Here is a 24596-nt window from a genome sequence, read left to right as displayed (position 1 = left end):
TGCAGACGGTATGCCGTGCGCGTACCGGTCTTTTCCTCTTCAAGGTGACCCATGTATCCCGACCTGCAGCTCTACATCAACGGACGTTTCCATGGCCTCGACGGCCGCCGCTACCAGGAAGTGCGCGATCCTGCCACGGGTGAGGTACTGGGGCGCCTGCCCTGGGCCGAGGCCGGCGATATCGAGGAGGCCATCCAGGCCGCCCATGCCGCTTTCCAGCAGTGGCGCAAGGTCTCGCCGCTGGAGCGGTCCGACATCCTGCGCCGCGCCGCCGCGCTCACGCGTGAACGCGCGCAGGCGATGGCCCCGGCCATCACCATGGACAACGGCAAGCCGCTGGCCGACGCCGTCGCCGAGATCCTCAATGCCGCCGAGCACCTCGACTGGCACGCCGAGGAAGGCCGCCGCCTGTATGGCCGCGTGGTCGGCGCGCGCCATCCCGAGGTGCGACAGCTGGTGGTGCGCGAACCGGTCGGGGTGTGCGCGGCCATCAGTCCATGGAATTTCCCGTTCGGGCAGGCCATGAAGAAGGTGGCAGCGGCCATGGCGGCAGGCTGTACGGTGGTGTTGAAGGGACCCTCGGAATCGCCCGCCGCCATCGTGCTGATGGCACAGCTGTTTCATGATGCGGGCGTGCCGGCGGGCGTCTTCAATATCGTCTGGGGGGTGTCGTCGGAGATCTCGCGGCAGCTGATCGCCTCGCCCGTGGTGCGGTCCATTTCCTTCACTGGCTCCATTCCCGTGGGCAGCCAGCTGGCCGCCCAGGCTGCGCTGCATATGAAGCGCATGAGCATGGAGCTGGGCGGGCACGCGCCAGTACTGGTGTTTGACGATGCCGAGGTGGACGCGGCCGCGCGCCTGCTGGCGCGACTGAAGATTCGTAACGCCGGCCAGGTCTGCGTATCGCCGTCGCGCTTTTTTGTTCACCAGCGCATTTACGACCGCTTCGTGGTGGCCCTGGCCGATGCCCTGCAGCAGGTGAAAGTCGGTTCGGGTCTTGAAGCCGGTGTGCAGATGGGGCCGCTGATCCATGGCCGCCGCTTCGACGCGGTACATGGCCTGATCGAAGACGCCGTGAGCCAGGGCGCGCAACTGGTCACGGGGGGCCGGCGCATCGGTGAGCGCGGCCACTTCCATGCGCCCACGCTGCTGGCCGATGTGCCGCCGACGGCCCGCGTGATGCAGGAAGAGCCCTTCGGCCCGGTGGCCGCCGTCACGCCCTTCGCCCATACCGCGCAGGCCCTGGCCATGGCCAATGCGCTGCCCCTGGGCCTGGCCTCCTACGTCTTCACGCAGTCGCTGGCCACGGCGCACGAGGTGGCCAGCGGCTTGCAGGCCGGCATGGTCAACATCAACCATTCCGGCATGGCGCATCCCGAGCTGCCCTTCGGCGGTATCGGTGAAAGCGGCTTCGGCAGCGAAGGCGGCACCGAGAGCTTCGACAGCTTCCTGGTCACCAAGATGATCAGCCAGATCAGCCACGTACCCGGCTGAGCCATCCACCACCCAGGGGAGTAACGATGAGGCAGGCGCTCGCTGCATTGAGCATTGCGGCCCGGCTGCGGCTGGCCTTCGTGCTGCTGTTGCTGATGCTGATCGGCATGGCGCTGTTTTCCTATGGCCGCATGAGCCATATCAACCGCCAGGTCGAGCAGCTCGGCAGCATCAACGTGCCGGCCATGGAATCGGTCTCGGGCATACGCATCGGCATGGCGCAATACCGCATGGGCGTGACGCTGGCCCTGCTGGCCGATGATGGCAGTGGCGGCACGGCGGCCGCCCAGGCGCGGCGCGAGGGCCTGGCCTATGCAGAGAGGTATCTCAAGATCCTGGTCGACTTCGCCAGCAATGATGACGAACGCGCCACCAGCCGCCAACTGAGCGCCAGCTGGCAGGCCTATCGCGCCCTGGCCGAGAAGGCGGTGGCGCTGGCTGCTGCCGGGCAGTCGGCCGAGGCGCTGCTGCTGGCGGCCGACAGTGCCGCGCCTTACGAGCAGATGGCCGGCATCCTCAAGTTCATCAGCGATTCGGTGGCGCAGGAATCGGCGGCCTCGGTAGCCGATGGCCAGCAAGCCTTCGTCTCCGCCCGGCACGCGCTCATCGCAGTCAGTGTGGCCGCGCTGCTCGGCACGCTGGTACTGGCGCGCTTGCTCATTGGTGGAATTGCCGGACCGCTGCGGCGTGCGGTACAGGCTGCGCATCGCATTGCCGAAGGCGCGCTGGATCAGGAGATCACGGTCAGCGGCCGCGACGAGATCAGCCAGTTGCTCACTGCCATGCAGCGCATGCAGCAGGCACTGGTCGGCATCGTGGCAGGCGTGCGGCGCGAAGCCGAACACGTGGCCACGGCCAGCGTGCAGATCGCCGCCGGCAATGCCGATCTCTCCACCCGCACCGAAGCCCAGGCCGCCGCGCTGGAAGAGACGGCAGCCACCATGAATGAACTCAGTGCCACGGTGCAGAAGAATGCCGAGGATGCCCGCCAGGCCAGCGGCACCGCGCGGCAGGCCAGTACGGTGGCGCTGCAGGGAGGAGAGGTGGTGCAGGAAGTGGTGCAGACCATGCGCGGCATCGAGGACAGTTCGCAGCGCATCTCGGAGATCGTCGGCACCATCGATGGCATCGCCTTCCAGACCAATATCCTGGCCTTGAATGCAGCCGTGGAAGCGGCGCGCGCCGGGGAGCAGGGGCGCGGCTTTGCGGTGGTGGCCACCGAGGTGCGCTCACTGGCCCAGCGCAGTTCATTGGCCGCACGCGAGACCAAGGCCCTGATCCATGAATCGGTAGCGCGCATCCAGACCGGCGCGCGCCTGGTGGACCGTGCCGGGCAGACCATGCAGGACATCGTGGCGGCGGTGCGCAGCGTCTCGGCCATCGTGGCCCAGATCAGCGAGGCCAGCGTGACCCAGAGCGCAGACATCGCCGAAGTCGAGGGTGCCATCCGGCAACTGGACGATGCCCTGCAGCAGAACGCCGCCCTGGTCGAACAAAGCGCGGCCGCCAGCGAGAGCCTGCGCCAGCAGGCAGGCAACCTGCTGGGGACGGTGTCGGTGTTCAGGATTGCGGAGGGCGCGCAGTTGCTTCATGCATCGCAGTCGCCTCCGTCGCTGGCCTTGCCGCTGGGGTAACGGTTTCTCCTTCTTTTTTCGGGCGTGGTTTCCGTACGTTCTTCTGCCCGTAATCCGGTACGTCTTTCTGTACATCGTTGTGTGTTCTGGTGCCTGGCAGCATCCTTGATGGCGGCTCCGGCCGCCATTTTTTTCTCGCTCGTCAGCCGTCCGTCAGCCTCCCGCAAGGCGGGAGCGCGCCTGTGCAAATTATTTCCGTCCCCGCATCACGCTGCGCGATGACTTGCTCATTTGGGCTAATGGCTTGCCCGGTGCAAGGGTTTTAATCGTGTCATGCCGCAAGCTCGCCAGCAAGGCGTTGCGGGCGGCGCTGTTCCCGGTCAATCGCTTGCCGCTGCGCAGGCGAACACTCTCTTGAAAACGGTCTTGAAAGGTAAGTTTATGATTGAAGCAGAACTGGAGTCGCTCAACTTTGCTGACGCTCCCAAGATGGTGTCGTCCACCTATCCCGGCCCCAAGACGGCAGCGGCGCTGGAACTGTCGGCACGCACCGAGTCGATGGCACGTGGCGGCGGCCGCATGCCCATCGCCATGGACCAGGCCTTCGGCGTGACCTTCAAGGACCCGGACGGCAATACCTTCATCGACCTCTCCGCCGGCGTCGGCGTGAGCAGCGTCGGGCGCTGCAATCCGCGCGTGGTGGAAGCGATCCGTGAGCAATCCGGATCGCTGATGCACTCGATGGAAGTCAACAGCTCCAAGCGTACCGAGCTGGCCGCCAAGATCTCGGAGATCATGCCCGAGGGCCTGCGCGGCGACTGCATCACCTTCTTCACCCAGGGTGGCAGCGATGCGCTGGAAGCCGCCGTGAAGTTCGCCAAGCGCGTCACCGGCCGTCACCAGATCATCGCCTTCCACGGCGGCTATCACGGCATCTGGAATGCCTCCAATGCGCTCACCACCGGCACCGCCTACCGCAAGGGCTTCGGTCCCTTCATGGGCGGCGTGATCCACGCACCGTATCCCTACGCCTACCGTTTCCCCTTCGACACCAGCAACAAGAGCGCCGAGCAGATCGCCGGTGAATACGTCGATTACCTGCTCAACACTCCCTACACCGCCGCCGATGATGTGGCGGCCGTGATCGTCGAGCCGGTGCAGGGCGAGGGCGGCTATGTGCCGCCGTCGCCGGAGTTCCTGCAGATCCTGCGCAAGGCCTGCGACCGCAGCGGCGCGCTGCTGATTGTCGATGAAGTCCAGGCCGGTGCCGGCCGCACCGGCAAGATGTGGGCGGTGGAACATTCGGGCGTGAAGCCCGACATGCTGACCTTCGGCAAGGGCATCGGCGGCGACATGCCGATGGCCGGCCTGGTGATGCGTTCCGATCTCGCGGCCAAGATCCCTGATGGTTCGCAGCCCAATACCTTCGCCGCCAATTCGATCTCGGCAGCGGTGGCGCTGACCAACATCAGCATCCTGCAAGACCCGAGCCTGGACCTGGTCAACCGCGCCCATGCCCTGGGCCTGGAAGCGCAGGAACGCATTCGCAGCTTCAACAGCCCCTGGATCGGCGAGGTGCGCGGACGCGGCCTGATGATCGGCATCGAGCTGGTGGAGAACCGCGAGACCCGCGAACCGCTCTCGCGCGAGAAGCTGGGCAAGCTCATGGACTACGTGGTCGGCCATGGCGTGCTGATGATTCCGTGTGGCCGCTACACCAACGTCATGCGCGTGATGCCTTCGCTGACCATTCCGCGTTCGCTGATGTTCAAGGGACTGGACATCTTCGGCGCCGGCCTGGCCTCCCTCTGAACGGGACAACCCGGTGGCCGGGATGCATCCCGGCCGCCTGCCTGATTCCTCATCAATCGCAACAGGTTTGAGTCAATTGGAGAAAGTGGTCATGAAGAGAACGATCCTCGGTTTGTCCCTGCTGGCAATGGGCGCGGCACTGGCGCACGCGGCCTCGATGCAAGATCTGGGCAGCACCCTGACCCCGCTGGGCGGCGACAAGGCCGCCGGCCAGGGCGTCCCGGAATGGAAGGCGGAAAACGTGGAATTGCCCGGCTGGTCCTACGGCAAGCTGCGCAAGGACTATTTCAAGTACAAGGATGAAAAGCCCACCGAGGTCATCGACGCCTCCAACGTGGACAAGTACGCCGATCACCTGACGCCGGGACAGGTGGCCCTGATCAAGCAGGTCAAGGGCTACAAGATGGATATCTATCCCACCCACCGCTACTGTGCCGCGCCCGACTTCGTGGTCGAGAACACCAGGAAGAATGTGGCCGACGGCAAGATCGGTGCCGACGGCTGGAGCCTGGCCGAAGCCAACGTGCCCGGTATTCCCTTCCCGCTGCCCAAGACCGGCCTGGAGGTCATGTACAACAGCAAGATGCGCTATCGCGGCGTGGGCGTGGACTTCCCCAACACCATCACCGCCGTCTCGCCGCGCAAGGGCAGCAATGAGTGGATCAAGGCCAGCCAGCAACTGACGCTGTTCTATCCCTCCAACGTCAAGGGCAGCACCAAGCTTTCCACGCTGGGCGGAGTCGAGTTCTACACCTACGTTGCCTATGCCTCGCCGACCGCACTGGCCGGACAGGCGCTGACGGTGGCGACCTATCTCAATCGTCCGGGTGCAGAGACCTTCTACTACTTCCCCGGGCAGCGCCGCGTGCGCCGCATGCCGTCCTATGCCTACGATGCGCCGCAGATCGGCATGGAAAACCAGTACACCATGGATGAGCCGACCGTCTTCAACGGCACCATGGACCGCTTCGACTGGAAGCTGGTCGGCAAGAAGGAAATCTACGTCGCCTACAACAGCTTCGGGGCCAACAACTTCAAGGCCAATTTCGACGACATCGCCAAGCCTGATTTCGTGGCCGAGAATGCGCGCCGCTACGAGCTGCACCGGGTCTGGGTAGTGGAAGCCACGGTCAAGCCGGGCGTACGCCACCTGGCCCCCAAGCGGACCTTCTATGTCGATGAAGACAGCTGGAACCTGGTGCTCTCCGACGACTACGACGCCCAGAACAAGCTGTGGAAGCATCGCGAGGGTTACATCATTCCGGTCTATGAAACCGGTGCCTGCGATCTCGCCGGCTTCGCCCAGTACAACCTGGCCGAAGGTCGCTACCTGATGGATTCGCACTCGGCCGGCACCGGCAAGGACATCCGCTGGGAAACCGAGGTCAAGGACAACCCGCGTCTGCGCGACAGTTTCTACAGCGCCGACAACCTGCGTGCCATCAGCGACCGCTGAGCGCTACGCCACTCTGACAAGACTTTGACGGGGAAGGGAAAACCATGAAGAAGCCAATGCGCAAGACGCGGCGTGCAGGTTCGGCGCTGCCACGGATGTTGCCCATCGTCGTACCGCTGATGGGCGCCTGTCTCTACACGGGCAATGCCCAGGCCTTTACCTTCGAGGGGGAATCGGTCTCGGGCAACTTTGACTCCACCGTCACGGTGGGCGTCGGGATCCGCGCCAGCAAGCCGGTCTGTGCCGGCATCATCGGTTCGGTCAACGGCGGCCAGCCCTCGGGGCCGACCGGTGCGGGCGCACCGGATGGCTGTGCCGATTCGCTCTCGCAATACAACGACCAGGGCAACCTGAACTACGAGCGGGGCAGCGCATTCACCACCTACATCAAAGGCACCCATGAGCTGATGCTCAAGTTGCCTTCGGACGTGAAATTCCTCGGCCGCGTCAGCTGGCTGCGCGACTTTGCAGCCGACAGCGCCACCGGCTACGTCAGCGGGGGCGGCGGCAGTTCCTTCCCCGGCAATGCGGCCAGCCAGGTGCGCAACAAGACGCGCCTGCTGGATCTGTGGGTGAGCAAGGAATTCTCCATCGGCGAGCAGCGCGCCCGCCTGCGTGTCGGTAACCAGGTGGTGAACTGGGGCGAGAGCCTGTTCATCCCCGGCGGCATCAACCAGACCAACGCGCTGGACCTGATGCGCCTGTCGCAACCGGGCACGCAGATGAAGGAAGCGGTGCTGCCGGCCCCGATGGTGAACTTCGCCACCGGACTGGGCCATGGCCTGAGCGTCGAGACCTATGTGCAGCAAGGCTGGCAGCGCAACTACTTCCCGCCGGTGGGCAGCTACTGGTCCATCGGCACCATCGGCAACGGTGCCACCGAGCTGGGCGTGCCCACCACCAGTACGCCGCGTTCCAGCGGCCAGTACGGCGTGGCGCTGCGCTACAGCCCCAAGGACACCGAGATGAACTTCGGCCTGTACCTGATGAACTACCACGACAAGTCGCCGGTGATGTCGACCTCCACCAGTTCGGTTTCGGGCTTCGGCTACTCCTATCTGCAGGACCGCAAGATGATCGGTGCCAGCATGAACTTCCCGGTCGGCAACTGGGCAGTGGGCACCGAATTGTCTTACCGTCCCAAGGATCCGATCACGCTCAATACCTCCACCGCCGGCAACAGCCCGACCACCAATGGCAGCGGCTGCCTGGCCAACGGCAACTGCTACGTCGAGACAGCCAAGTACCAGCTGGCGGTCACGGGCCTGTTGAGCATGACCCCGAGCGACAATCCCACCATCCTCAAGATGCTGGGCGGGGCCGATACCGCCACCCTGATGGCCGAGGCCGTGGGCATCTACTATCCCAACATGAAGAAGTCCTACCAGGGCATTCCCGTCGCGGCCGGCAACTGGGGCTGGGGTTACGACACCACCGCCAATGCCATTGCCACCGGCGCCGGGTCGCCGCCCAGCGTAGGCACGGCGCTCTCGTATGGCTACAACCTGGACTTCAGCTGGGTGTATGACGGTTCGCTCATACCGGGCTGGCAGGTGGTACCGGAGATCTTCTACTTCCAGGCCTTGCATGGACGCACGCCCAACTTTGCGGGCACCTTCATGCAGGGGGCGAAGTCGGCCAACTTCATCGTCAGCTTCATCCAGAATCCGGCCAAGTGGCAGTTCTCGCTCAACTACGCCATGTTCTGGGGCGGCGACACCATCTTCGACCAGCCGCTGCGCGGCCGCAATTTCGTCGGGGCCACCGCGACCTACAACTTCTGATCCCGGTCGGACTGCGCCCTGGCGGGCGTAGTCCGTTCCGGTCGTACCGTGTCTTGCCTGCTGGATTCAGATCACTATGCGTTTTCTCAACGGCTTTCTCAGCCTGGCGCGCCTGGAGGCGCTGGCCTTTCGCGCGCGCCTGCCCATCCTGCTGGCACTGCTGGGCTTCACGGCGCTGATGGCCGTGTTCTCGCTGCAGCTGCGCATGGATGCCGGCTTCGAGAAGCAGATCCCTTCGGACCACGAATACGTGGCCACGCTGCACCAATACCGCGATGAGCTGTTTGGTGCCAATCGCCTGAACATCGTGCTGCGCGCCCGGCACGGCAGCATCTGGACCAGGGACGGTCTCACGCGCCTGAACGCCATGACCCAGGCCGTCATGTTCCTGCCCAACATCAACCGGCTGGGGGTGCAGTCGCTGTGGACGCCCAACACCTTCGTCAATGAAATCACCGAGGAAGGTTTCCGCGCCGACCCGGTCATCGCCGGTACCGTCACGCCTGACAACCTGACGCCGGAGGTGATCGCCGGCATCCGCGACAGCGCCAACAATGGCGGCTTCGTGGGTACGCTGGTCTCGCGCAGCCAGGACAGCGCGATGATCATCGCCGAGATCAACGAGTTCGATGCCAATGGCAAGAAGGTCGATTATCTCGCCTACAACAAGCTGCTCAACGACTTGCGCGCCAAGTACGAGAATGCCGACTTCGAAGTGCAGATCATCGGCTTCGCCAAGCAGATCGGCGATGTTGCCGATGGCGCGCAGGGCGTGCTCAAGTTCTGCGTGATGGCTTTGCTGCTGACTGCACTGGCGGTGTACTGGTATTGCCGCTCGCTGCCGTTCACGCTGCTGCCGATCGTCTGTTCGCTGGTATCGCTGGTGTGGCAGTTCGGGACCTTGCACCTGCTGGGCTACGGACTGGACCCGCTGGCGGTGCTGGTGCCGTTCCTGGTGTTTGCCATCGGCGTTTCGCACGGGGTGCAGCAGATCAACTACATCGTGCGCGGCATCGCGGCCGGCATGGGGTGCGACGAGGCGGCGCGCGCCAGCTTCCGTGGCCTCCTGGTGCCGGGCGTGCTGGCGCTGGTGACGGCCTTCGTCTCCTTCATCACGCTCACGCTCATTCCGATTCCCATGGTCAAGGAGCTGGCCATCACCGCCTCCATCGGCGTGGGCTACAAGATCATCACCAACCTGGTCATGCTGCCGCTGGCGGCCTCCCTGCTCAAGGTCGACAAGGCCTATGCCGATGCCGCCATGCGGGCACAGCAGAAGCGTGCGCGCTGGCTGCAGGTGTTTGCGCGTGCGGCCCATCCGCGCAATGCCAGGGGAATCGTGCTGGTCACGCTGCTGCTCTTTGCGGCCTCGGTGTGGTACAGCAGCGACCGCCTGGTCGGTACCCTGCAGGCCGGGGCCCCCGAGCTGCGGGCCGACTCGCGCTACAACCTGGATGCCAAGGCGATTGCGGAGAACTACGACACGGGACTGGACTGGCTCTCGGTGATCCTGGCCACCCCCGAAAATTCCTGTGACCAGGTCGCCTTCGGACGCTACCAGGACCAGTTCGATGCTGCCATGGCGCAGGTGCCGGGGGTGATGTCGGTGAGCTCCTTCGCGCAGCAGATGAAGATCTATAACGAAGGTTACAACGAGGGCAATCCGGCGATGTATTCGGTGCCGCTGGATCCGGCCAATTACGCCGCGCTGGCGGTGGAGATCGGGCGGGTGCGCGGCTTCCTCTCCAAGGATTGCAGCATGCTGGCCACGCATCTCTACCTGACCGATCACAAGGCCTCCACCATCAATGGCGTGATCGCGGCCGTCAAGCAGTACCGCAGCGCGCATCCGCTGCCGGGGCTGAGCATCCGCCTGGCCGCAGGCAATGCCGGGGTGATCGCCGCCGTCAACGAGGAAGTGGAAAAGTCCGAGCTGCCGATGATGCTCTACGTCTATGCCGCCATCGTGGTGCTGGTGTTTGCGGTGTATCGCGATCTCCGTGCCGTGGTGGCATGCTGCCTGCCGCTGACGGTGGCCACCTTCATCGGCTATGCCTTCATGAAGCAGCTGCAGATCGGCCTGACGGTGGCGACCTTGCCAGTGATGGTGCTGGCCGTGGGCATCGGGGTGGACTATGCCTTCTACATCTACAGCCGCCTGCAGATGCATCTGGCGGCGGGCGAGGCGATTGATGTGGCGCTGGAGAAATCGATACAGGAAATCGGCGTGGCGACCATCTTCACGGCTATCACGCTGGCCATCGGCGTGGCCACCTGGTCCTTCTCGCAGCTCAAGTTCCAGGCGGATATGGGCAAGCTGCTGGCCTTCATGTTCATCGTCAACCTGATCATGGCCATGACCGCCTTGCCGGCCTTTGCGGTGGTGCTGGAACGGCTGTTCCCGCGCAAGGGCAAGATCAAGGTCAACAGCATGATGAGCCATTGAGAGCGCAGGAGAGAATGCGATGCAAGGGAGAATGGATGTGAGCAAGTCAGTCAAGGGATGGCTGTGCGTGACGCTGCTGGCGTGGTCTGCACTGGCGGCCGGCAGTGGTCACGCGCAAGGCATGGCGCCGGTGCCGCTGCGTGCCGCCGTGGCCGATGCCCATGCCGAACGCGCCATGATGCTGGCGGCGACGCTGGCCGGTGAGCGCGTGGTGGCGGTGGGTGCGCGCGGCAATGTGATCCTGTCCGATGATGGCGGGCAGCACTGGCGTCAGGCGCGCCAGGTGCCGGTGGATTTCACGCTGACGGCAGTCAGCTTCGTGGATGACAAGGAGGGCTGGGCGGCCGGCCATGGCGGCGTGGTGATCCACACCGCCGACGGTGGCGAGACCTGGCAGGTGCAGCGCAGCGCCACCGAGGTCGACCAGCCGCTGTTCACGGTCTACTTCCGTGATCGTCTCCATGGCTGGGCCGCCGGATTGTGGTCGCTGCTGCTGCAGACCGAGGATGGCGGCAAGACCTGGACACCGCTGCATTTGCCGGTGGCTGCGGGCAGCAAGCGCAGCGACCTGAATTTGCTGCATCTCTTCGCAGGGCAGGGCGATACGCTTTACCTGGCGGCGGAGCAGGGCACGCTGTTCCGGTCACGCGATGGTGGCCAGCACTGGGAATTGCAGAGTGCCGGCAGCAAGGCCTCGCTGTGGAGCGGGGCGGTGGCCCGGCCCTCGGGCACGCTGATCGTGGCAGGACTGGGCGGCAAGCTCTTGCGCAGTATGGATGAGGGGGCGACGTGGCAGGCCGTGGCTTTGCCCACCAGCGGATCCATCACGGCGCTGCAGGCAACGCCGGGGGTGCTGACGGCCTCTTCGCTGGAGGGCAAGCTGCTGCAGAGCCGCGATGACGGCCTCAGCTGGCAGGTCGTCGCGACTGCTCCGCAGGCCATCACGACGCTGCTGGTGAACCGGCTGGGGCAGGTGCTGCCGTTCTCCAAGGAAGGTGTGCTCAAACCGGTGGAGCCCGGTGCGGCCAAGCCCTGAGCATCACTGCCCCGCTTTTTTTGCGTAAATTGACTAAATGATTTATAGAATATGAGGAATCCATGACCATGAAACTCCTGCATCTGGATGCCAGCATCCTGGGTGAACATTCCGTAAGCCGCCAGCTCTCGGCGCAAATCGTGGCGCGCCTGCGCGTGCTGCATCCGGCACTGGAAGTGGTCTATCGCGACCTCGCCGCCGTCGCGCCTGCGCATCTGTCGCCGCAGCACCTGGCGGCCTTCAATGGCGCGGAGGTCAGCGATTCTGCCCTGCAGGCGGACCTGGCATTGGGACAGGCCTGCCTGGATGAACTGCTGCAGGCGGACCTGCTGGTGATCGGCGCGCCGATGTACAACTTCTCGCTGCCGTCGTCACTGAAAGCCTGGATCGACAGGGTGGCAGTGGCAGGGACTACCTTCGCCTACGGCGAGGCCGGTCCGGAAGGGCTGCTCAAGGGACGCCGTGCCTACATCGCCTCGGTGCGCGGCGGCCAGTATGCGGAGGGCACGCCGGAAGCGGCGCTGGATCACCAGGAACGCTATCTGCAGGATCTGCTGGGCTTCCTTGGCATCGTCGACGTCACCGTGATCCGCGCCGAAGGCGTGGCCATGGGCGAGAGCGAAAAAGCGCAGGCGCTGGCCGATGCTGCGGCACGCATTGCCTTTTTGCGCGTGTAATACACTGACGCACCTTTTTTCTTCTGGCAGGGAAATTCATGCTGAAAAATACTGCGGAGCGCTTCGGCGCAGTCGCCAAGTGCTTCCACTGGACCATGGCGGTGGCCTTCATCCTGGCCTATATCGTGGTGTATTACGTGATCTGGTTCATCGATCCCGAGACCAGCATCAAGCCTGCGCTGTTCGGTATCGAACCGAATGGCGAACTGGTCATTCCCATTCTCAACATCCACTGGGTGCTGGGCGTGAGCATCGGGGTGCTGGTGATCCCGCGCCTGATCTGGCGCTGGATCAATGTCGAGCCGTCACCGGTGCCGGGCAGTGCGCTGGAACATCTGCTGGCCAAACTGGCGCACTGGGCACTGTACCTGTTCATGATCGTGATGCCGCTCACGGGCTACCTGAACACCTATGATCCGACCAATTTCGGTCTCTTCATCATTCCGGCATTCCGCGAGACGGCCTTGTTCCACTGGATCGCCACGACCTGGCAGCTCACGGCCGAGCAGGTGGAGACACCCATCTTCGCCATCCACAAATTCCTGGGGGACTGGGTGGTGTGGGTGGTGGTGCTCCTCCACATCGCGGCGGCTCTCTTCCATCACCGCGTGCGCAAGGATGCCACGCTGGTGCGCATGCTGCCGGCCTCATGGGGCGGCAAGGACGAGGGCGAGCGGCGCTGACTCAGGCGCCGACCGGCGGCGCGAAGTCGCCATCCTTGCGCGGCGGGGCATCGACCGCAGCGGCCTGGACAGGCGGTGCGCCGGCCGGATCATGGTGCTGCGTGCCGTCAGCCACCATGCTGCTTTCCTGGGCGACGGGCTGCATGTCTTCTTCACCGATGATGGCCGGTTGGCCTGAGGCGGTGTCGGCGGGCGCGGTGCCGGCACGGCGGCGGTTGAGATCGTCATAGCGGCGCAGTACCGGTTTGGCAGCGGCCAGCATGAGGAAGGACATCTTTTTCATTGCGGCTCCTGTGGGCATCGAGGGAAATCGATGGAATCGGATTCGGGGAGCCTTGATTATCCCCAGCCGGGCTGCGGGGGCCTGTCGGACGATGGCGCAACCGTGCGTCGGCCAGCCTAGGATTCTGTGGATGAGCTGCGCCATGCTGGCGGCAGCACAAAACAAAAAAGGGCCCATCTTGCGATGGACCCTTTTTCTACTACATATGGTGCGGCTGGCAGGAATCGAACCCACGACCCCTTGGTTCGTAGCCAAGTACTCTATCCAGCTGAGCTACAGCCGCGAAAGAACGAGATTATAAGGAGCTTTTCAAAAAAGTACAAACATTTTTTCGCAGCCCTTCAAAAAAACTATTTCACCGCATTTCAATAGACTTCCCGCGCGGCAAACGGATGGTACTGGAACAGCCAGGTCTCGCTCAATGCCTGGCCCTGATGGCGCAGGAACAGGCGCAGCTCGACCGGTTCCTCGCCGCTGGCCGTGAGATCGAACTGCGCGCGCCAGTGGCCGGGCACGCCATTGGGCAGCGCTTCGGTATAGACATAGGAAATGCTGCCGCGCGACGCCGTGATGACCGCTTCCGGCTTCACGCCGAAAGGCAGCCCCGCCAGCGCTTCTCCCTTGAACTCCACCATGAACTTGCGCACCTGCGGCGGCCTCGGCTGGCCCGGCTGGCCGCCACGTCCCAGGCGCGTGGCCACGCAGCGTGCCAGCGGGGAAGGGAAGGGCTCGTCCTGCTGCCAGTAGAGCCGGTAGCGCAGGCGATAGGCGTTGCCGGTGCGCGCCGGGGCCTTGGGCACCCACATGGCGACGATGTTGTCGTGGATCTCGTCATCGGTGCGCAGCTCGATCAATTGCACTTCGCCTTCGCCCCAGTCGCCCACCGGTTCTACCCACAGGCTGGGGCGGCGTTCGTAATGCACGCCGTCGAGGTAATGATCGAAATCGCGGTCGCGCTGCAGCAGGCCGAAGCCGCGCAGGTGCTGGTCGCTGAAGGCCGATGACATGGTGCGCGGCGGATTGTTGAGCGGACGCCAGAGATGTTCGCCTGCACCGTTCCAGATCGCCAGTCCGTCCGAGTCATGCACCTCCGGCCGCCAGTCCGCTCCGGTGCCCTTCACCGTTTCCGAGAACCAGTACATCGAGGTGGCCGGGGCCAGGCCCAGGCGCGCCACGTCTCGCCGCAGGAACAGCGACTTGTCGATCTCCATGTGCACGCCGCCGCCCTGCTTGCGCTGCATGGCGAAGCGATAGGCACCCGTGATGCTGGGCCCATCGAGCAAGGCATACACCACCACCGTATCGCTGCCGGGGGCAGAGGGCTCGAAGAAGAATTGCGTGAAGTCGGGAAATTCTTCAGGCCGGTCGGCCTGGGCCACATCGATGGCGATGCCGCGCGCCGACAGGCCGTACTGGTACAGATCGCCGATGGCGCGGAAATAGGAGGCACCGAGGAAGGCCACCCAGTCATTGGTGTGCCAGTCCTTCTCCTTCTGGTCGGCCAGGCGGCTCTCCTGGAAGCGGAAACCGGCGAAGCCGCTGCCTGCCGGAAGCTGATGGGCGGGGCTGTCGGCGGGCATGTCGAAATAGTCATCGCGGTAAGACACTTCGCGCGACTGTACCGGTACAGTGCCATCACCCTGGCCAGCAAGGATGAACATCCGTACCGGTACACGGAAGAACTTGCCGAGGTGGAAGAAGGTCACCGGAAACGCGCCGGGCCCCTGGGCGAAGAGCGCATCGGCAGTCTTGAAGCGGATCTTGCCGTGGGCTTCGTAGTCGATCTTGTCCAGAACGTCTGCGGGGACGGCCGGCGGGGCCTGGTAGGGCGTGCGGGCCATGTCGCGGGCGCGGGCGATCAGGCTGTCGAAGGAAAACGGCTGCGCACGGCCCAGGCGCAAGCCCTGCGCCGCCAGCGCACGCGGCGAGAGGCCGAGGGCGGCCAATGCCGAAGCGGCACTGGCGGCGGCGAGGAATTGACGGCGGCTGGGCATGCGATGTTCTCCTGTGAAGCGGTCCGGGGCAAGACGAACTCTACAGAGTGAAGCCTGCCGTGCTTGGTTCCTGCGTAAAAAAAGCCCGCTGCACGGGCAGCGGGCTTTCGGACTGATGATTGATTGATGCTGGGTCCGGCGGACAGGGCCGCCGGACCGGCAGGATCAGTACTCCCAGAACATCTTCTGGATTTCCTTGCTGTCGGTGGTCTTGGTCAGGGCCAGCATCAGCAGGATGCGCGCCTTCTGCGGGTTCAGCGTATCCGAGACCACGAAGTCCAGCTTGTCATCGTCGGCTTCGCCGTTGCGCGCCACGATGCCCTGGCCGACGCGGCTGGAACGCACGATCACGACGCCCTTCTTGCGGGCCTCGGTCAGCGATGGCACCACGGTGTTGTTCAGGCTGCCGTCACCCACGCCGGCGTGGATGATGCCTTGCGCACCTGCGGCCACGAAGGCGTTCAGGGCGATCGGGTTCATGTTGGCGTAGCCATAGACGATGTCCACTTGCGGCAGCTTGTCCAGGTTCATGATGTCGAACGGGGTGTCGGCCGTGTTCTTGCGGGTGGACTGGCGATAGAAGTAAGGCTTGCTGCCCTGGATGTAGCCCAGGAAGCCCAGTTCCGGCGTCTTGAAGGTGTCCATGGTGGAGGTGTTGGTCTTGGTCACTTCACGGCCAGCATTGATCTGGTCGTTCAGGGTCACCAGTACGCCCTTGCCGACGGCTTCCTTGGAGCCGGCCAGCAGCACGGCGTTATACAGGTTGATCGGGCCGTCAGCGCTGATGGCGGTGGAGGGGCGCATCGCGCCCACGATCACCACCGGCTTCTTGCTCTTGACCACCAGGTCCAGGAAGTAGGCGGTTTCTTCGATGGTATCGGTGCCGTGGGTGATGACGATGCCATCGACGTCACTCTGCGCCAGCAGGGTGTTGACGCGCTTGGCCAGCTTCAGCCAGGCGTCGTTGTTCATGTTCTCGCTGGCGATCTGCATGACCTGCTCGCCGCGCACGTTGGCGACCTTCTTGAGTTCGGGAATGGCGGCAATCAGCGCATCCACGCCGACCTTGGCAGCGGTGTAGCCGACGGTGGTGGTGCTGGTGGCACCGGTACCGGCGATGGTGCCGCCGGTGGCCAGGATGACCACGTTGGGCAGGTTTTGTGCTTGTGCGGCTGCGGCCGCGGCCAGGCAGAGCAGGACCAGCATCTGCTGGAAGATTTTTCTGATGAACATGTTTGCCTCTGAACGAGTGGTTGAATGGATTTTCTTAGTTTTATTGGTAGCCTTGCGAAGATGTCTCACGTCTTGCCGCGCGATCTCATCCCGCCAAAAGCGCCGACACGATAGCACCGGCTCGCCTGGCAATCAAAGGTTTTTTTATCGGGTGAGAAAGCCGCATGGCGCGGGCCTTTGCGACAGGGGGGCGCGCACGTTTGGTGCGTTTTGGCCCGGCAGGAGTGATCGAAAAGGGCAAAATGACGCGCAACTGACAGCGCGCTGACGCAGGTGGCCGGGGTGTGCCGGCGCAGGGCAGGCGGGCAGGGAAGGCGCGCTTGAAAAAATAAGTAAATCGCGCCGAAGAACTCGGAAGATATCACCGAATCAGAGTGCAGCAAAGCCTGACAAGCGCGGCATTGTCCTGCTTGATCGCGGCATGGCGCAGCTGCGTGGAAAGCAGCGCTCTCAGGTAAGATGGTGCCGCGCACAAGTTCTTTCGATGAATGACCGGTCCAACCGGCCGCGCCGCCCCAGCGCATTGGCTTTTACACCGGTGCGGCGCGCGGCAATGATGGAGAACCACGATGTTTGCCACAGAAAAATTCACCAACCCCGAAGCCGCCTATGCGCGCGTGCTGGAGATCTACGAACACAACACGGCCATCCTGCGCGATGCCTTCCGCCAGTTCTCCAGCGGCGAAGGGATGCCGCAGCGGGTGCGTGCCTGCTATCCCTTCGTGCGCATCACCACCGAAAAATCCACCCACACCGATACCCGCCAGTCCTTCGGTTTCGTGGCCGGTCCCGGCTGCTACGAGACCACGCTCACGCGTCCCAAGCTGTTCCATCAATACCTGCTGGCGCAATTCAAGCTGGTGCTGCAGAACCATGAGGTGCCGCTGGAAGTGGGCGTGAGCGAGCTGCCGATCCCGGTGCACTTCGCCTTCCCCGAGGGCATACACGTGGAAGGCAGCCTGGACCCGGAACACCTGCGCACGCTGCCCGATTACTTCGACCTGCCCGACCTGGCGACCATGGATGACCGCATCGCCAACGGCACCTATGAAGTGGATAACGGTGCCTGGCGCGAAGGGCCGCATCCGCTGGCGCTGTTCACCGGGCCGCGCATCGATTACTCGCTGCATCGCCTGCGCCATTACACGGCGACCTCGCCGGACCAGTTCCAGCGCTACGTGCTCTTCACCAACTACGCTTTCTACGTCGATGAGTTCGTGCGCCTGGGCCGGCGTCTGATGGAGCCGACCGATGATCCGGATGAACTGGCCTATCGCCGCCAGTACACTGCCTTCGTCGAGCCCGGTAATGTCACCACCTGGAGTGCCAACCAGACCGGTACAGAGACCAGGCCAGTTTCCGGTGTGGCACCAGCACGGCAGCCGCAGATGCCGGCCTATCACCTGCAGCGTGCCGATGGTAGCGGCATCACCCTGGTCAACATCGGCGTGGGCCCGTCCAATGCCAAGACGGTGACCGACCACGTGGCCGTCTTGCGTCCGCATGGCTGGCTGATGCTGGGCCACTGCGCCGGCCTGTCGGCCTCGCAGCGCATGGGGGATTACGTGCTGGCGCATGCCTATGTGCGGGACGATCACGTGCTCGATGATGACCTGCCGCTGTGGGTGCCGATCCCGGCGCTGGCTGAAGTGCAGCTGGCCTTGCAGGATGCGGTGGCCAGCATCACCCAGCTCGATGGCTATGAGTTGAAGCGCATCATGCGTACCGGCACCGTGGCCTCGGTCGATGACCGCAACTGGGAACTGCGCGACCATCGCATGCCGCTGCTGCGCTTCTCGCAGAGCCGCGCCATCGCGCTGGACATGGAAAGTGCGACGGTGGCGGCCAACGGTTTCCGCTTCCGGGTGCCCTACGGCACGCTGCTGTGTGTCTCGGACAAGCCGCTGCACGGTGAGATCAAGCTGCCCGGCATGGCCAATACCTTCTACGAGCAGCGCGTGGCGCAGCACTTGCAGATCGGCATTCGCGCGCTGGAGCTGTTGCGCAACAATGGCATCGAGCAGGTGCACAGCCGCAAGCTGCGCAGCTTTGCGGAGCCGGCCTTCCGCTGATCCACATTGCTGGTGGCTGCAAGGACGAACGCCCGCGACAGTCGATGTCGCGGGCGTTTTTCATGATGCGTCGAAAAGCGGATCAGCGCGGCAGGCGATGCGTGATCGTGAGTCGATAATAGAGGCCCGCGCCGATCAGCAGCGTCACCGCCGCCACGCACAGCGAGGGCGTGAAAGAGCCACTGCCGTGCACCAGGGCGGTGGCCAGCGGCGGGCCGGCGATCTGGCCGATGCCGTAGGCGGCGGTCATCAGGGCCATCAGGCTGCTGGCCTGTTCGCGCCGAAGGCGGCGTGCTTCGCGCATGCCGAACAAGGTAATGGCGGTAAAGGGCAGACCGAGCAGCAGACAGCTCAGCGCAAAGCCGGGCGCAGTGGGGAACAGGATCGACACCAGCACTCCCGCCGCCTGCATCAGGTAAGCCCCGGTCAGCAGCAGGCGCTGGTCGCCCTGTACCGACAGCCGCGTGGCGCTGAAGGCCCCGGCCGCCACCGACAAGCCGAAGATGGGCCAGAAGTAATCCGGCCACACCGAGCCCGGCAGTGCCTGGCGCGCGATCACCGGCAGGAAGGTGGCGGTGATGATGTATCCGAATCCGGCGATGCCGTAGGCAATCACCTGGATCATCACTTCCCGCTTCCGGCTCGCCGATTCCGGGACCGGAGCCTGTGCTGCATTGCTGTCATGCGGATGCACGTTGAGACCGCGCCCGGCATCGAAGCTGAACGACTTCCACACCAGCGCCGTAAGCCCGAGCGCGATGACACCGAAGAGGATCCAGCCACCGGCGGCCAGCCAGCCGGCCGCAATCATGGGGCCCGAGAGCAGGCCGGTCAGCGCGATGCCCAGGCCGGGACCACAGAAGATCACGCCGCCCAGTTCCGGACGGCCCAGCTGCGTCAGTTGCTGCAGGCACCAGCCGGCGGTATAGACGAACACATAGGCGCTGGCCACGCCCGAGAGAAAACGCATCCACAGCCAGATCCAGTCCTGATGCAGCACGCCCATGCCCAGCGTGAGCAGGATGGTCACCACCAGCCCGGCGCGCAGCATGGCCACGCCGCGCTTGCTGCGATGGAAGGCGCACAGCATGGCACCGGCGAAGTAGCCCAGGTAATTGGCCGTGGCCAGCCAGCCGCCCATCTGCAGCGAGAGGCTGCCTTCGTGCAGCATCATCGGCAGCAAAGGCGTGAAGGCGAAACGGCCGATGCCCATCGCCACCGACAGGGCCACCATGCCGGACAGGCAGACTTTCCAGGCCAGCGCGTGAAGGGAGGCGCTGGGGTGTGAGGCGGCGGGCTGGGTCATGGGCAAGCGCAAAGGCGTGAGGTGAACAGGGGTCTATGCTATCGTCTTTCAGTCATTCCAAAAAATGAATAATCGGGATGACTTCATCTTGATTCGAGAACATCCACTGGAGCAGCCATGGAACTGGCCGAACTGGAAATCTTCCGCACCGTCGTCGCCGAAGGCGGCGTGACCCGCGCCGCCGAGCGGCTCAACCGGGTGCAGTCCAATGTCACCACGCGCATCAAGCAGCTGGAGGAATCCATCGGCGTGCCGCTGTTCGTGCGCGACCGCAAGCGGCTGGTACTCACTGCCTCGGGCGAAGCCCTGCTGGATTACGCCGAGCGCATCCTCGACCTGGTGCAGGAGGCGCGCGAGGTGGTTTCGCCGCAGAATCCGCGTGGCCGACTGCGCATCGGCTCCATGGAAAGCGCCGCCGCCAGCCGCTTGCCGGCCCCCTTGGCCGAATTCCACCAGCGCTGGCCCGAAGTGCGGCTGGAACTGTCGACCGGCCCGACCGACGTACTGATCGCCGGGGTGCGCGCCGGCAAGCTGGATGCGGCGCTGGTGGCCGGGCCCATCGAGGATGGCGCGCTGTCCGCAACACCGCTGTACAAGGAAGAACTGCTGCTGGTGACGCCGCGCAGCCATCGCCGGGTGCGCTCGCCCGAGGATGTGATGCTGGATACCCTGATCGTCTTCGAGCAGGGCTGCGCCTACCGCCGCCATGCAGAAAGCTGGTTCGCCGGCCAAGGCAAGGGCGGGGTGCCGGTACGCACGCTGGAACTGGCCTCCTATCACGCCATCCTGGCCTGCGTGGCGGCAGGTGCCGGGGTGGCGGTGGTGCCGCGTTCGGTGATCGCGATGCAGTTGGAACCGCACGGATTTGCCACCCACTCGCTGGGCCGCGATGGCCGCGTGACCACCTTCCTGATCAGCCGGCGGGAACGCAGCTCGGCTTCGCTGCTGGCCCTGCGTTCTTTACTTGTGGCAAGTCTTTGATATATTGGATTCATACCGGATTGTTTTGATATGAACCTCCACGCCACAAATATGTTTGCGGTTGCAGCATATGAAGAGGGTGTAACCATTTGTAAAAACGGCTGCGACAGCTCGGCTATTTCCCTATATTGAAGTTCCCCCTCCATTCTCCCCCCCGAGAATGGGATTTACCCCACGACTCGCAAGGGCCGTGGGGTTTTTCTTTTGTGCCGCGTTTTTTCATCCCATTTTCAGCCCTGCATTTCCCGTCATTTACGACTGCACTGGTATGACGAGTCAGTTTGCCACATGTGTGCAAGGGATATGTACCAAGGTGCATATATTTTCGTTTTTTCCGCATCCTGCATGCTTGTGCCCGTCGGTCTCATTGCCGGGTCCCGGTCTTGCCGTCGGGCCGGGGTGGCGTGCTCCCCACGATGAGATTGCCGCGCGCCGCGGTCTGGATCGCCAGCACGGCCGGATGGCTCAGCCTGCGCTCGACCGAGATCGCATAGAACTGCTCGCGGATGGCGTCGGTCTTGCCGATCTCCACCAGCCCATATTGCTTGCGGATCTGCCCGGCAATCGCCGTGGGGGCCGCAAAGATGCCTGCGCCGGCGTCGCCGAAGGCCAGCAGCAGGGCCCCATCGTCAAATTCTCCCGTGATCTTTGGGCGGATGCCTTCCTTCTCGAACCAGCGCAGCAGGCGCGGACGCACCGCCGCATCTTCCCCCGGCATCAGGAAGGGCGCGGCATCGAGGCTCTGCGGAAAGCCCTTGCGATAGCGCCTGGCCAGTTCGGGCGTGGCAAAGAAGCTGGTATCGCATTCGCCCAGCAAGTGGTGGTAGCCGCGCACGTCCACATTGGGCGGCATCGGGCTGTCGGCGATGATGATGTCCAGCTTGTGGATGGCCAGGTCGGCCAGCAGTACGTCCAGCTTGCCTTCGCGGCAAATGATGCGGATCGGGTCCTGCATCGCCAGTGCGCTTTCCAGCAGCAGGTAGGCAATCGCCTTGGGCACGGCATCGGCCACGCCCACGCGCAGTTGCAGCGTGCGTCCACCGGGGCGCAGGCGCAGGGCTTCTTCCAGCTCCTCGCCGAGGCTGAAGATGCGTTCGGCGTAATCGAACACCATGCGGCCTTCATCATTGAGTTCCAGCCGCCGGCCCACGCGCTTGAAGAGCTTGTAGCCCAGGGATTCCTCGAACAGGCTGATCTGCCCGCTGATGGTCTGCGCGGTCAGGTGCAGCCGCTCGCTGGCGCGCGCCACGCCGCCGGTCTTGGCGACTGTCCAGAAATAGTGGAGATGCTTGTAGTTGAGGCTGGCCATGGGCTGCTTCCTGGTTGCGGGGCGATTGCAATACTTCGGTTTTTCCGAAGTATTATCTCAAAATATTCGAATTTTCATTCAGTCTGGTTTGGCCTACAGTAGCGCCTTGTCAGGTGCGGTGGGGAGTTGTCGCCGTGCCGGGTATCGTTGCCAACGCTGAATGAAGGAGAAGCCTGATGAAATGTCCCGTTTGCACAGTGCATAACCTGCTGATCTCGGAACGTCAGGGCATCGAGATCGATTATTGCCCCCAATGTCGGGGTGTGTGGCTGGATCGCGGCGAGCTGGACAAGCTCATCGAACGCTCGGCCGCCAGCCAGGTGAGCGCCCCTGCTCCGGTACAGGCAGCGCGGACGCACATGCCGCCTGCGCCGCACACGCCACCGATGCCCCCGCAGGGCGGGTACGATGCCCGCTATGGTCGCAGTGGCCATGGATATGAATACAAGCGCAAGAAAAAAGGCTTCCTGGGTGAAATCTTCGACTTCGATTGAAGATTTTTTCCCAAAACCGATAACCGAGCCCGCCGCCGGCGGGTGAACAAGAAGAGAGGTATGACGTGAACGGTGTAGAGAGTTTCGCAAGCCTGCCCATGTGGATAGGTTTCATCGTCTTCGTGCTGGGGATGCTGGCCGTGGACATGTTTGCCCTGGGCGGCCGCAACGCCCACCGGGTGTCGCCCAAGGAGGCGCTGAGCTGGTCGGTGGTATGGGTGTCGCTGGCCTTCCTGTTCGCCGGCCTGATGTGGTGGTACCTCGATGCCAACGTCGGCCGCGAGTTCGCCAACCAGAAGGGCGCCGAGTTCCTCTCCGGTTACCTGATCGAGAAGGCGCTGTCGGTCGACAACATCTTCGTGTTCCTGATGATCTTCAGCTACTTCGCCGTGCCGGCTGAAATGCAGCGCCGCGTGCTGCTGTACGGCGTCATCGGTGCCATCGTCATGCGGGCCGTGATGATTTTGCTGGGTGCCTGGATGATCGCGCAGTTCAGCTGGATCCTGTACGTGTTCGGTGCCTTCCTGGTGTTCACTGGCATCAAGATGCTGATCTTTGCCGACAAGGAATCTGATCTGGGTGACAACCCGCTGCTGCGCTGGCTGCGCAGCCATATGAAGATCAGTGACAACTACGACGGCGAAAACTTCACCACCCGCATCAATGGCGTGCGCTATTTCACCCCGCTGATGCTGGTGCTGCTGCTGATCGAAATTTCCGACGTGATTTTCGCGGTGGACAGCATCCCGGCGATCTTCGCCATTACCAAGGATCCGTTCATCGTCTTCACCTCGAACATGTTCGCCATCATGGGTCTGCGTGCGCTGTACTTCCTGCTGGCTGATTCGGCAGAGCGCTTCCACCTGCTCAAGTATGGCCTGGCCCTGGTGCTGCTGTTCGTGGGCGGCAAGATGCTGGCGTCCTACTGGTTCCACGTGCCGGTGCTGGTCTCGCTGTCCATCGTCGGTGCCATCCTGGTGATCTCCATCATCGCCAGCCTGGTCCTGACCAAGGGCAAGGACAAGGAAACCACGGCGGTCTAAGCGGCTTTGATGGAGATGTGAACAATTCAACGTGGGGCTTGACCGGCTGGAGCGATCTGGCCGGTTTTTTTATGCGCGAGTGAACGAATTGGATAAAACGATGCAAATTCGGCATCGCGCGTTTATTGGGGACGGAGTGCATTAGAATGTCTGCTCCACTCAACCGGTTTGCAGCGTCTGCCATGGCCCGCCTTCCCCGACTCGTCGTTCCGCACCAGCCGCACCACATCATCCAGCGTGGCCATGACGGCCTGTCCATCTTCCGTGATGCCGATGACCATCTGGCCTTCCTCGGCTGGCTCAAGGAGGCTGCAAGGCAATTCAAGGTGGCCGTCCATGCCTATGTGCTCATGCCGGATCACCTGCACCTGCTGGCTACGCCGGCCGACGATCAAGGCCTGGCACGGATGATGCAATGGATCGGACGTCACTACGTCCCGTATTTCAACCAGAAGCATGGACGCAGCGGCACGCTGTGGCAGGGGCGTTACCGCGCCACCGTCATCGACCCCGAGCTCTACCTGCTGGCCATCTGCCGCTACATCGAGCTCAACCCGGTGCGCAATGGCCTGGCGGCCAGCCCGGGAGATTATCCGTGGTCCAGCTACATGCATCACATCGGGGCCAAGCAGGATGGGCTTATCACCGACCATCCTCAATATTGGTCGATTGGCAACACTCCCTTCGATCGTGAGATCGCTTATCGCCAGCTCACCGAAGAAGGACTGGCGCGCGCCGAAGTGGAGCGCATCACCGATGCCACGCTCAAGGGTTGGGCGCTGGGTTCGGAAGATTTCAAGCAGGGGCTGGAGCGCCAGACCCACCGGCGCGTCAGTCCGGCCAAGCGTGGCCGTCCCGCCATCGTTCGCCTTGCGGGCGAGGCGGATGAAGTATCCGTCCGGCAAGAATCGTAAGCTTT

Annotated in this window: 19 protein-coding genes and 1 tRNA gene; 14 read left to right on the top strand and 6 right to left on the bottom strand. The window is 63.6% G+C overall.

Annotated features, from left to right (window positions below):
* Positions 1–51: 51 nt before the first annotated feature.
* The 9 genes from E2K99_RS20250 (at position 52) to E2K99_RS20210 (ending at position 12962) form a co-directional block, all read left to right on the top strand.
* On the top strand, positions 52–1494 hold the full coding sequence (locus tag E2K99_RS20250) for an NAD-dependent succinate-semialdehyde dehydrogenase (RefSeq protein ID WP_134223351.1): 1443 nt from the start codon (positions 52–54) through the stop codon (positions 1492–1494).
* A 26-nt stretch (positions 1495–1520) separates the two neighbouring features.
* Positions 1521–3128, top strand: coding sequence for a methyl-accepting chemotaxis protein (locus E2K99_RS20245; protein ID WP_134223350.1), 1608 nt, complete (start codon positions 1521–1523; stop codon positions 3126–3128).
* 381 nt (positions 3129–3509) lie between these two features.
* Positions 3510–4880 (top strand): aspartate aminotransferase family protein, encoded by a 1371-nt coding sequence (locus E2K99_RS20240; protein ID WP_134223349.1) that lies wholly within the window; start codon positions 3510–3512, stop codon positions 4878–4880.
* A 91-nt stretch (positions 4881–4971) separates the two neighbouring features.
* Positions 4972–6336, top strand: coding sequence for a DUF1329 domain-containing protein (locus tag E2K99_RS20235; RefSeq protein ID WP_134223348.1), 1365 nt, complete (start codon positions 4972–4974; stop codon positions 6334–6336).
* Between the two features lie 44 nt (positions 6337–6380).
* Positions 6381–8120 (top strand): DUF1302 domain-containing protein, encoded by a 1740-nt coding sequence (locus tag E2K99_RS20230; protein WP_134134409.1) that lies wholly within the window; start codon positions 6381–6383, stop codon positions 8118–8120.
* Positions 8121–8196: 76 nt separating this feature from the next.
* A complete protein-coding gene (locus E2K99_RS20225; protein ID WP_039784091.1) occupies positions 8197–10566 on the top strand; it encodes an efflux RND transporter permease subunit in 2370 nt (789 codons plus the stop codon).
* A gap of 31 nt (positions 10567–10597) precedes the next feature.
* Positions 10598–11602 (top strand): WD40/YVTN/BNR-like repeat-containing protein, encoded by a 1005-nt coding sequence (locus E2K99_RS20220; protein ID WP_240733927.1) that lies wholly within the window; start codon positions 10598–10600, stop codon positions 11600–11602.
* Positions 11603–11670: 68 nt separating this feature from the next.
* Positions 11671–12279 carry an FMN-dependent NADH-azoreductase gene (locus E2K99_RS20215; protein ID WP_205703817.1) on the top strand — a complete coding sequence of 203 codons (609 nt, stop codon included), beginning with the start codon at positions 11671–11673 and terminating at the stop codon, positions 12277–12279.
* Positions 12280–12317: 38 nt separating this feature from the next.
* A complete protein-coding gene (locus E2K99_RS20210; protein ID WP_134223345.1) occupies positions 12318–12962 on the top strand; it encodes a cytochrome b in 645 nt (214 codons plus the stop codon).
* A 1-nt stretch (position 12963) separates the two neighbouring features.
* Here E2K99_RS20210 and E2K99_RS20205 read toward each other — a convergent pair whose 3' ends face one another.
* From E2K99_RS20205 to E2K99_RS20190, 4 genes are all read right to left on the bottom strand, one after another.
* Positions 12964–13245, bottom strand: coding sequence for a hypothetical protein (locus tag E2K99_RS20205; protein WP_134223344.1), 282 nt, complete (start codon positions 13243–13245; stop codon positions 12964–12966).
* Between the two features lie 206 nt (positions 13246–13451).
* Positions 13452–13528, bottom strand: a tRNA-Arg gene (locus tag E2K99_RS20200).
* A gap of 82 nt (positions 13529–13610) precedes the next feature.
* On the bottom strand, positions 13611–15239 hold the full coding sequence (locus E2K99_RS20195; RefSeq protein ID WP_134223343.1) for an OpgD/OpgG family glucan biosynthesis protein: 1629 nt from the start codon (positions 15237–15239) through the stop codon (positions 13611–13613).
* A gap of 165 nt (positions 15240–15404) precedes the next feature.
* The gene (locus tag E2K99_RS20190; RefSeq protein ID WP_134223342.1) at positions 15405–16472 is read right to left on the bottom strand and encodes a type II asparaginase; all 1068 of its coding nucleotides are present in this window, start codon (positions 16470–16472) and stop codon (positions 15405–15407) included.
* 569 nt (positions 16473–17041) lie between these two features.
* Here E2K99_RS20190 and E2K99_RS20185 point away from each other — a divergent pair.
* A complete protein-coding gene (locus tag E2K99_RS20185; RefSeq protein WP_121045817.1) occupies positions 17042–18544 on the top strand; it encodes an AMP nucleosidase in 1503 nt (500 codons plus the stop codon).
* Positions 18545–18626: 82 nt separating this feature from the next.
* Here E2K99_RS20185 and E2K99_RS20180 read toward each other — a convergent pair whose 3' ends face one another.
* Positions 18627–19850: an MFS transporter gene (locus E2K99_RS20180; protein WP_121045818.1), complete on the bottom strand. Its 1224-nt coding sequence runs from the start codon at positions 19848–19850 to the stop codon at positions 18627–18629.
* Between the two features lie 117 nt (positions 19851–19967).
* Here E2K99_RS20180 and E2K99_RS20175 point away from each other — a divergent pair, with 117 nt between their 5' ends.
* On the top strand, positions 19968–20831 hold the full coding sequence (locus E2K99_RS20175; protein WP_134223341.1) for a LysR substrate-binding domain-containing protein: 864 nt from the start codon (positions 19968–19970) through the stop codon (positions 20829–20831).
* A gap of 364 nt (positions 20832–21195) precedes the next feature.
* On the opposite strand, the gene nhaR is transcribed toward E2K99_RS20175, so the two are convergent.
* On the bottom strand, positions 21196–22140 hold the full coding sequence (gene nhaR / locus E2K99_RS20170) for a transcriptional activator NhaR (RefSeq protein WP_134223340.1): 945 nt from the start codon (positions 22138–22140) through the stop codon (positions 21196–21198).
* 176 nt (positions 22141–22316) lie between these two features.
* Between nhaR and E2K99_RS20165 the strand changes: the two genes are divergently transcribed.
* The 3 genes from E2K99_RS20165 to E2K99_RS20155 all read left to right on the top strand — a co-directional run bounded on the left by E2K99_RS20165 (position 22317) and on the right by E2K99_RS20155 (position 24591).
* Positions 22317–22634: a TFIIB-type zinc ribbon-containing protein gene (locus E2K99_RS20165; protein WP_121045821.1), complete on the top strand. Its 318-nt coding sequence runs from the start codon at positions 22317–22319 to the stop codon at positions 22632–22634.
* A gap of 65 nt (positions 22635–22699) precedes the next feature.
* Positions 22700–23677, top strand: a complete 978-nt coding sequence (locus tag E2K99_RS20160) for a TerC family protein (RefSeq protein WP_134223339.1) — start codon at positions 22700–22702, stop codon at positions 23675–23677.
* Between the two features lie 182 nt (positions 23678–23859).
* Positions 23860–24591 carry a transposase gene (locus E2K99_RS20155; protein ID WP_134223338.1) on the top strand — a complete coding sequence of 244 codons (732 nt, stop codon included), beginning with the start codon at positions 23860–23862 and terminating at the stop codon, positions 24589–24591.
* Positions 24592–24596 lie beyond the last annotated feature (5 nt).

Origin of the sequence: Herbaspirillum huttiense, from assembly GCF_004367745.1 — a bacterium.
Lineage (GTDB): Bacteria > Pseudomonadota > Gammaproteobacteria > Burkholderiales > Burkholderiaceae_D > Herbaspirillum > Herbaspirillum huttiense.
Note: the sequence above shows the minus strand (reverse complement) of the source record. Positions and strands in the feature narration are given on the sequence as shown.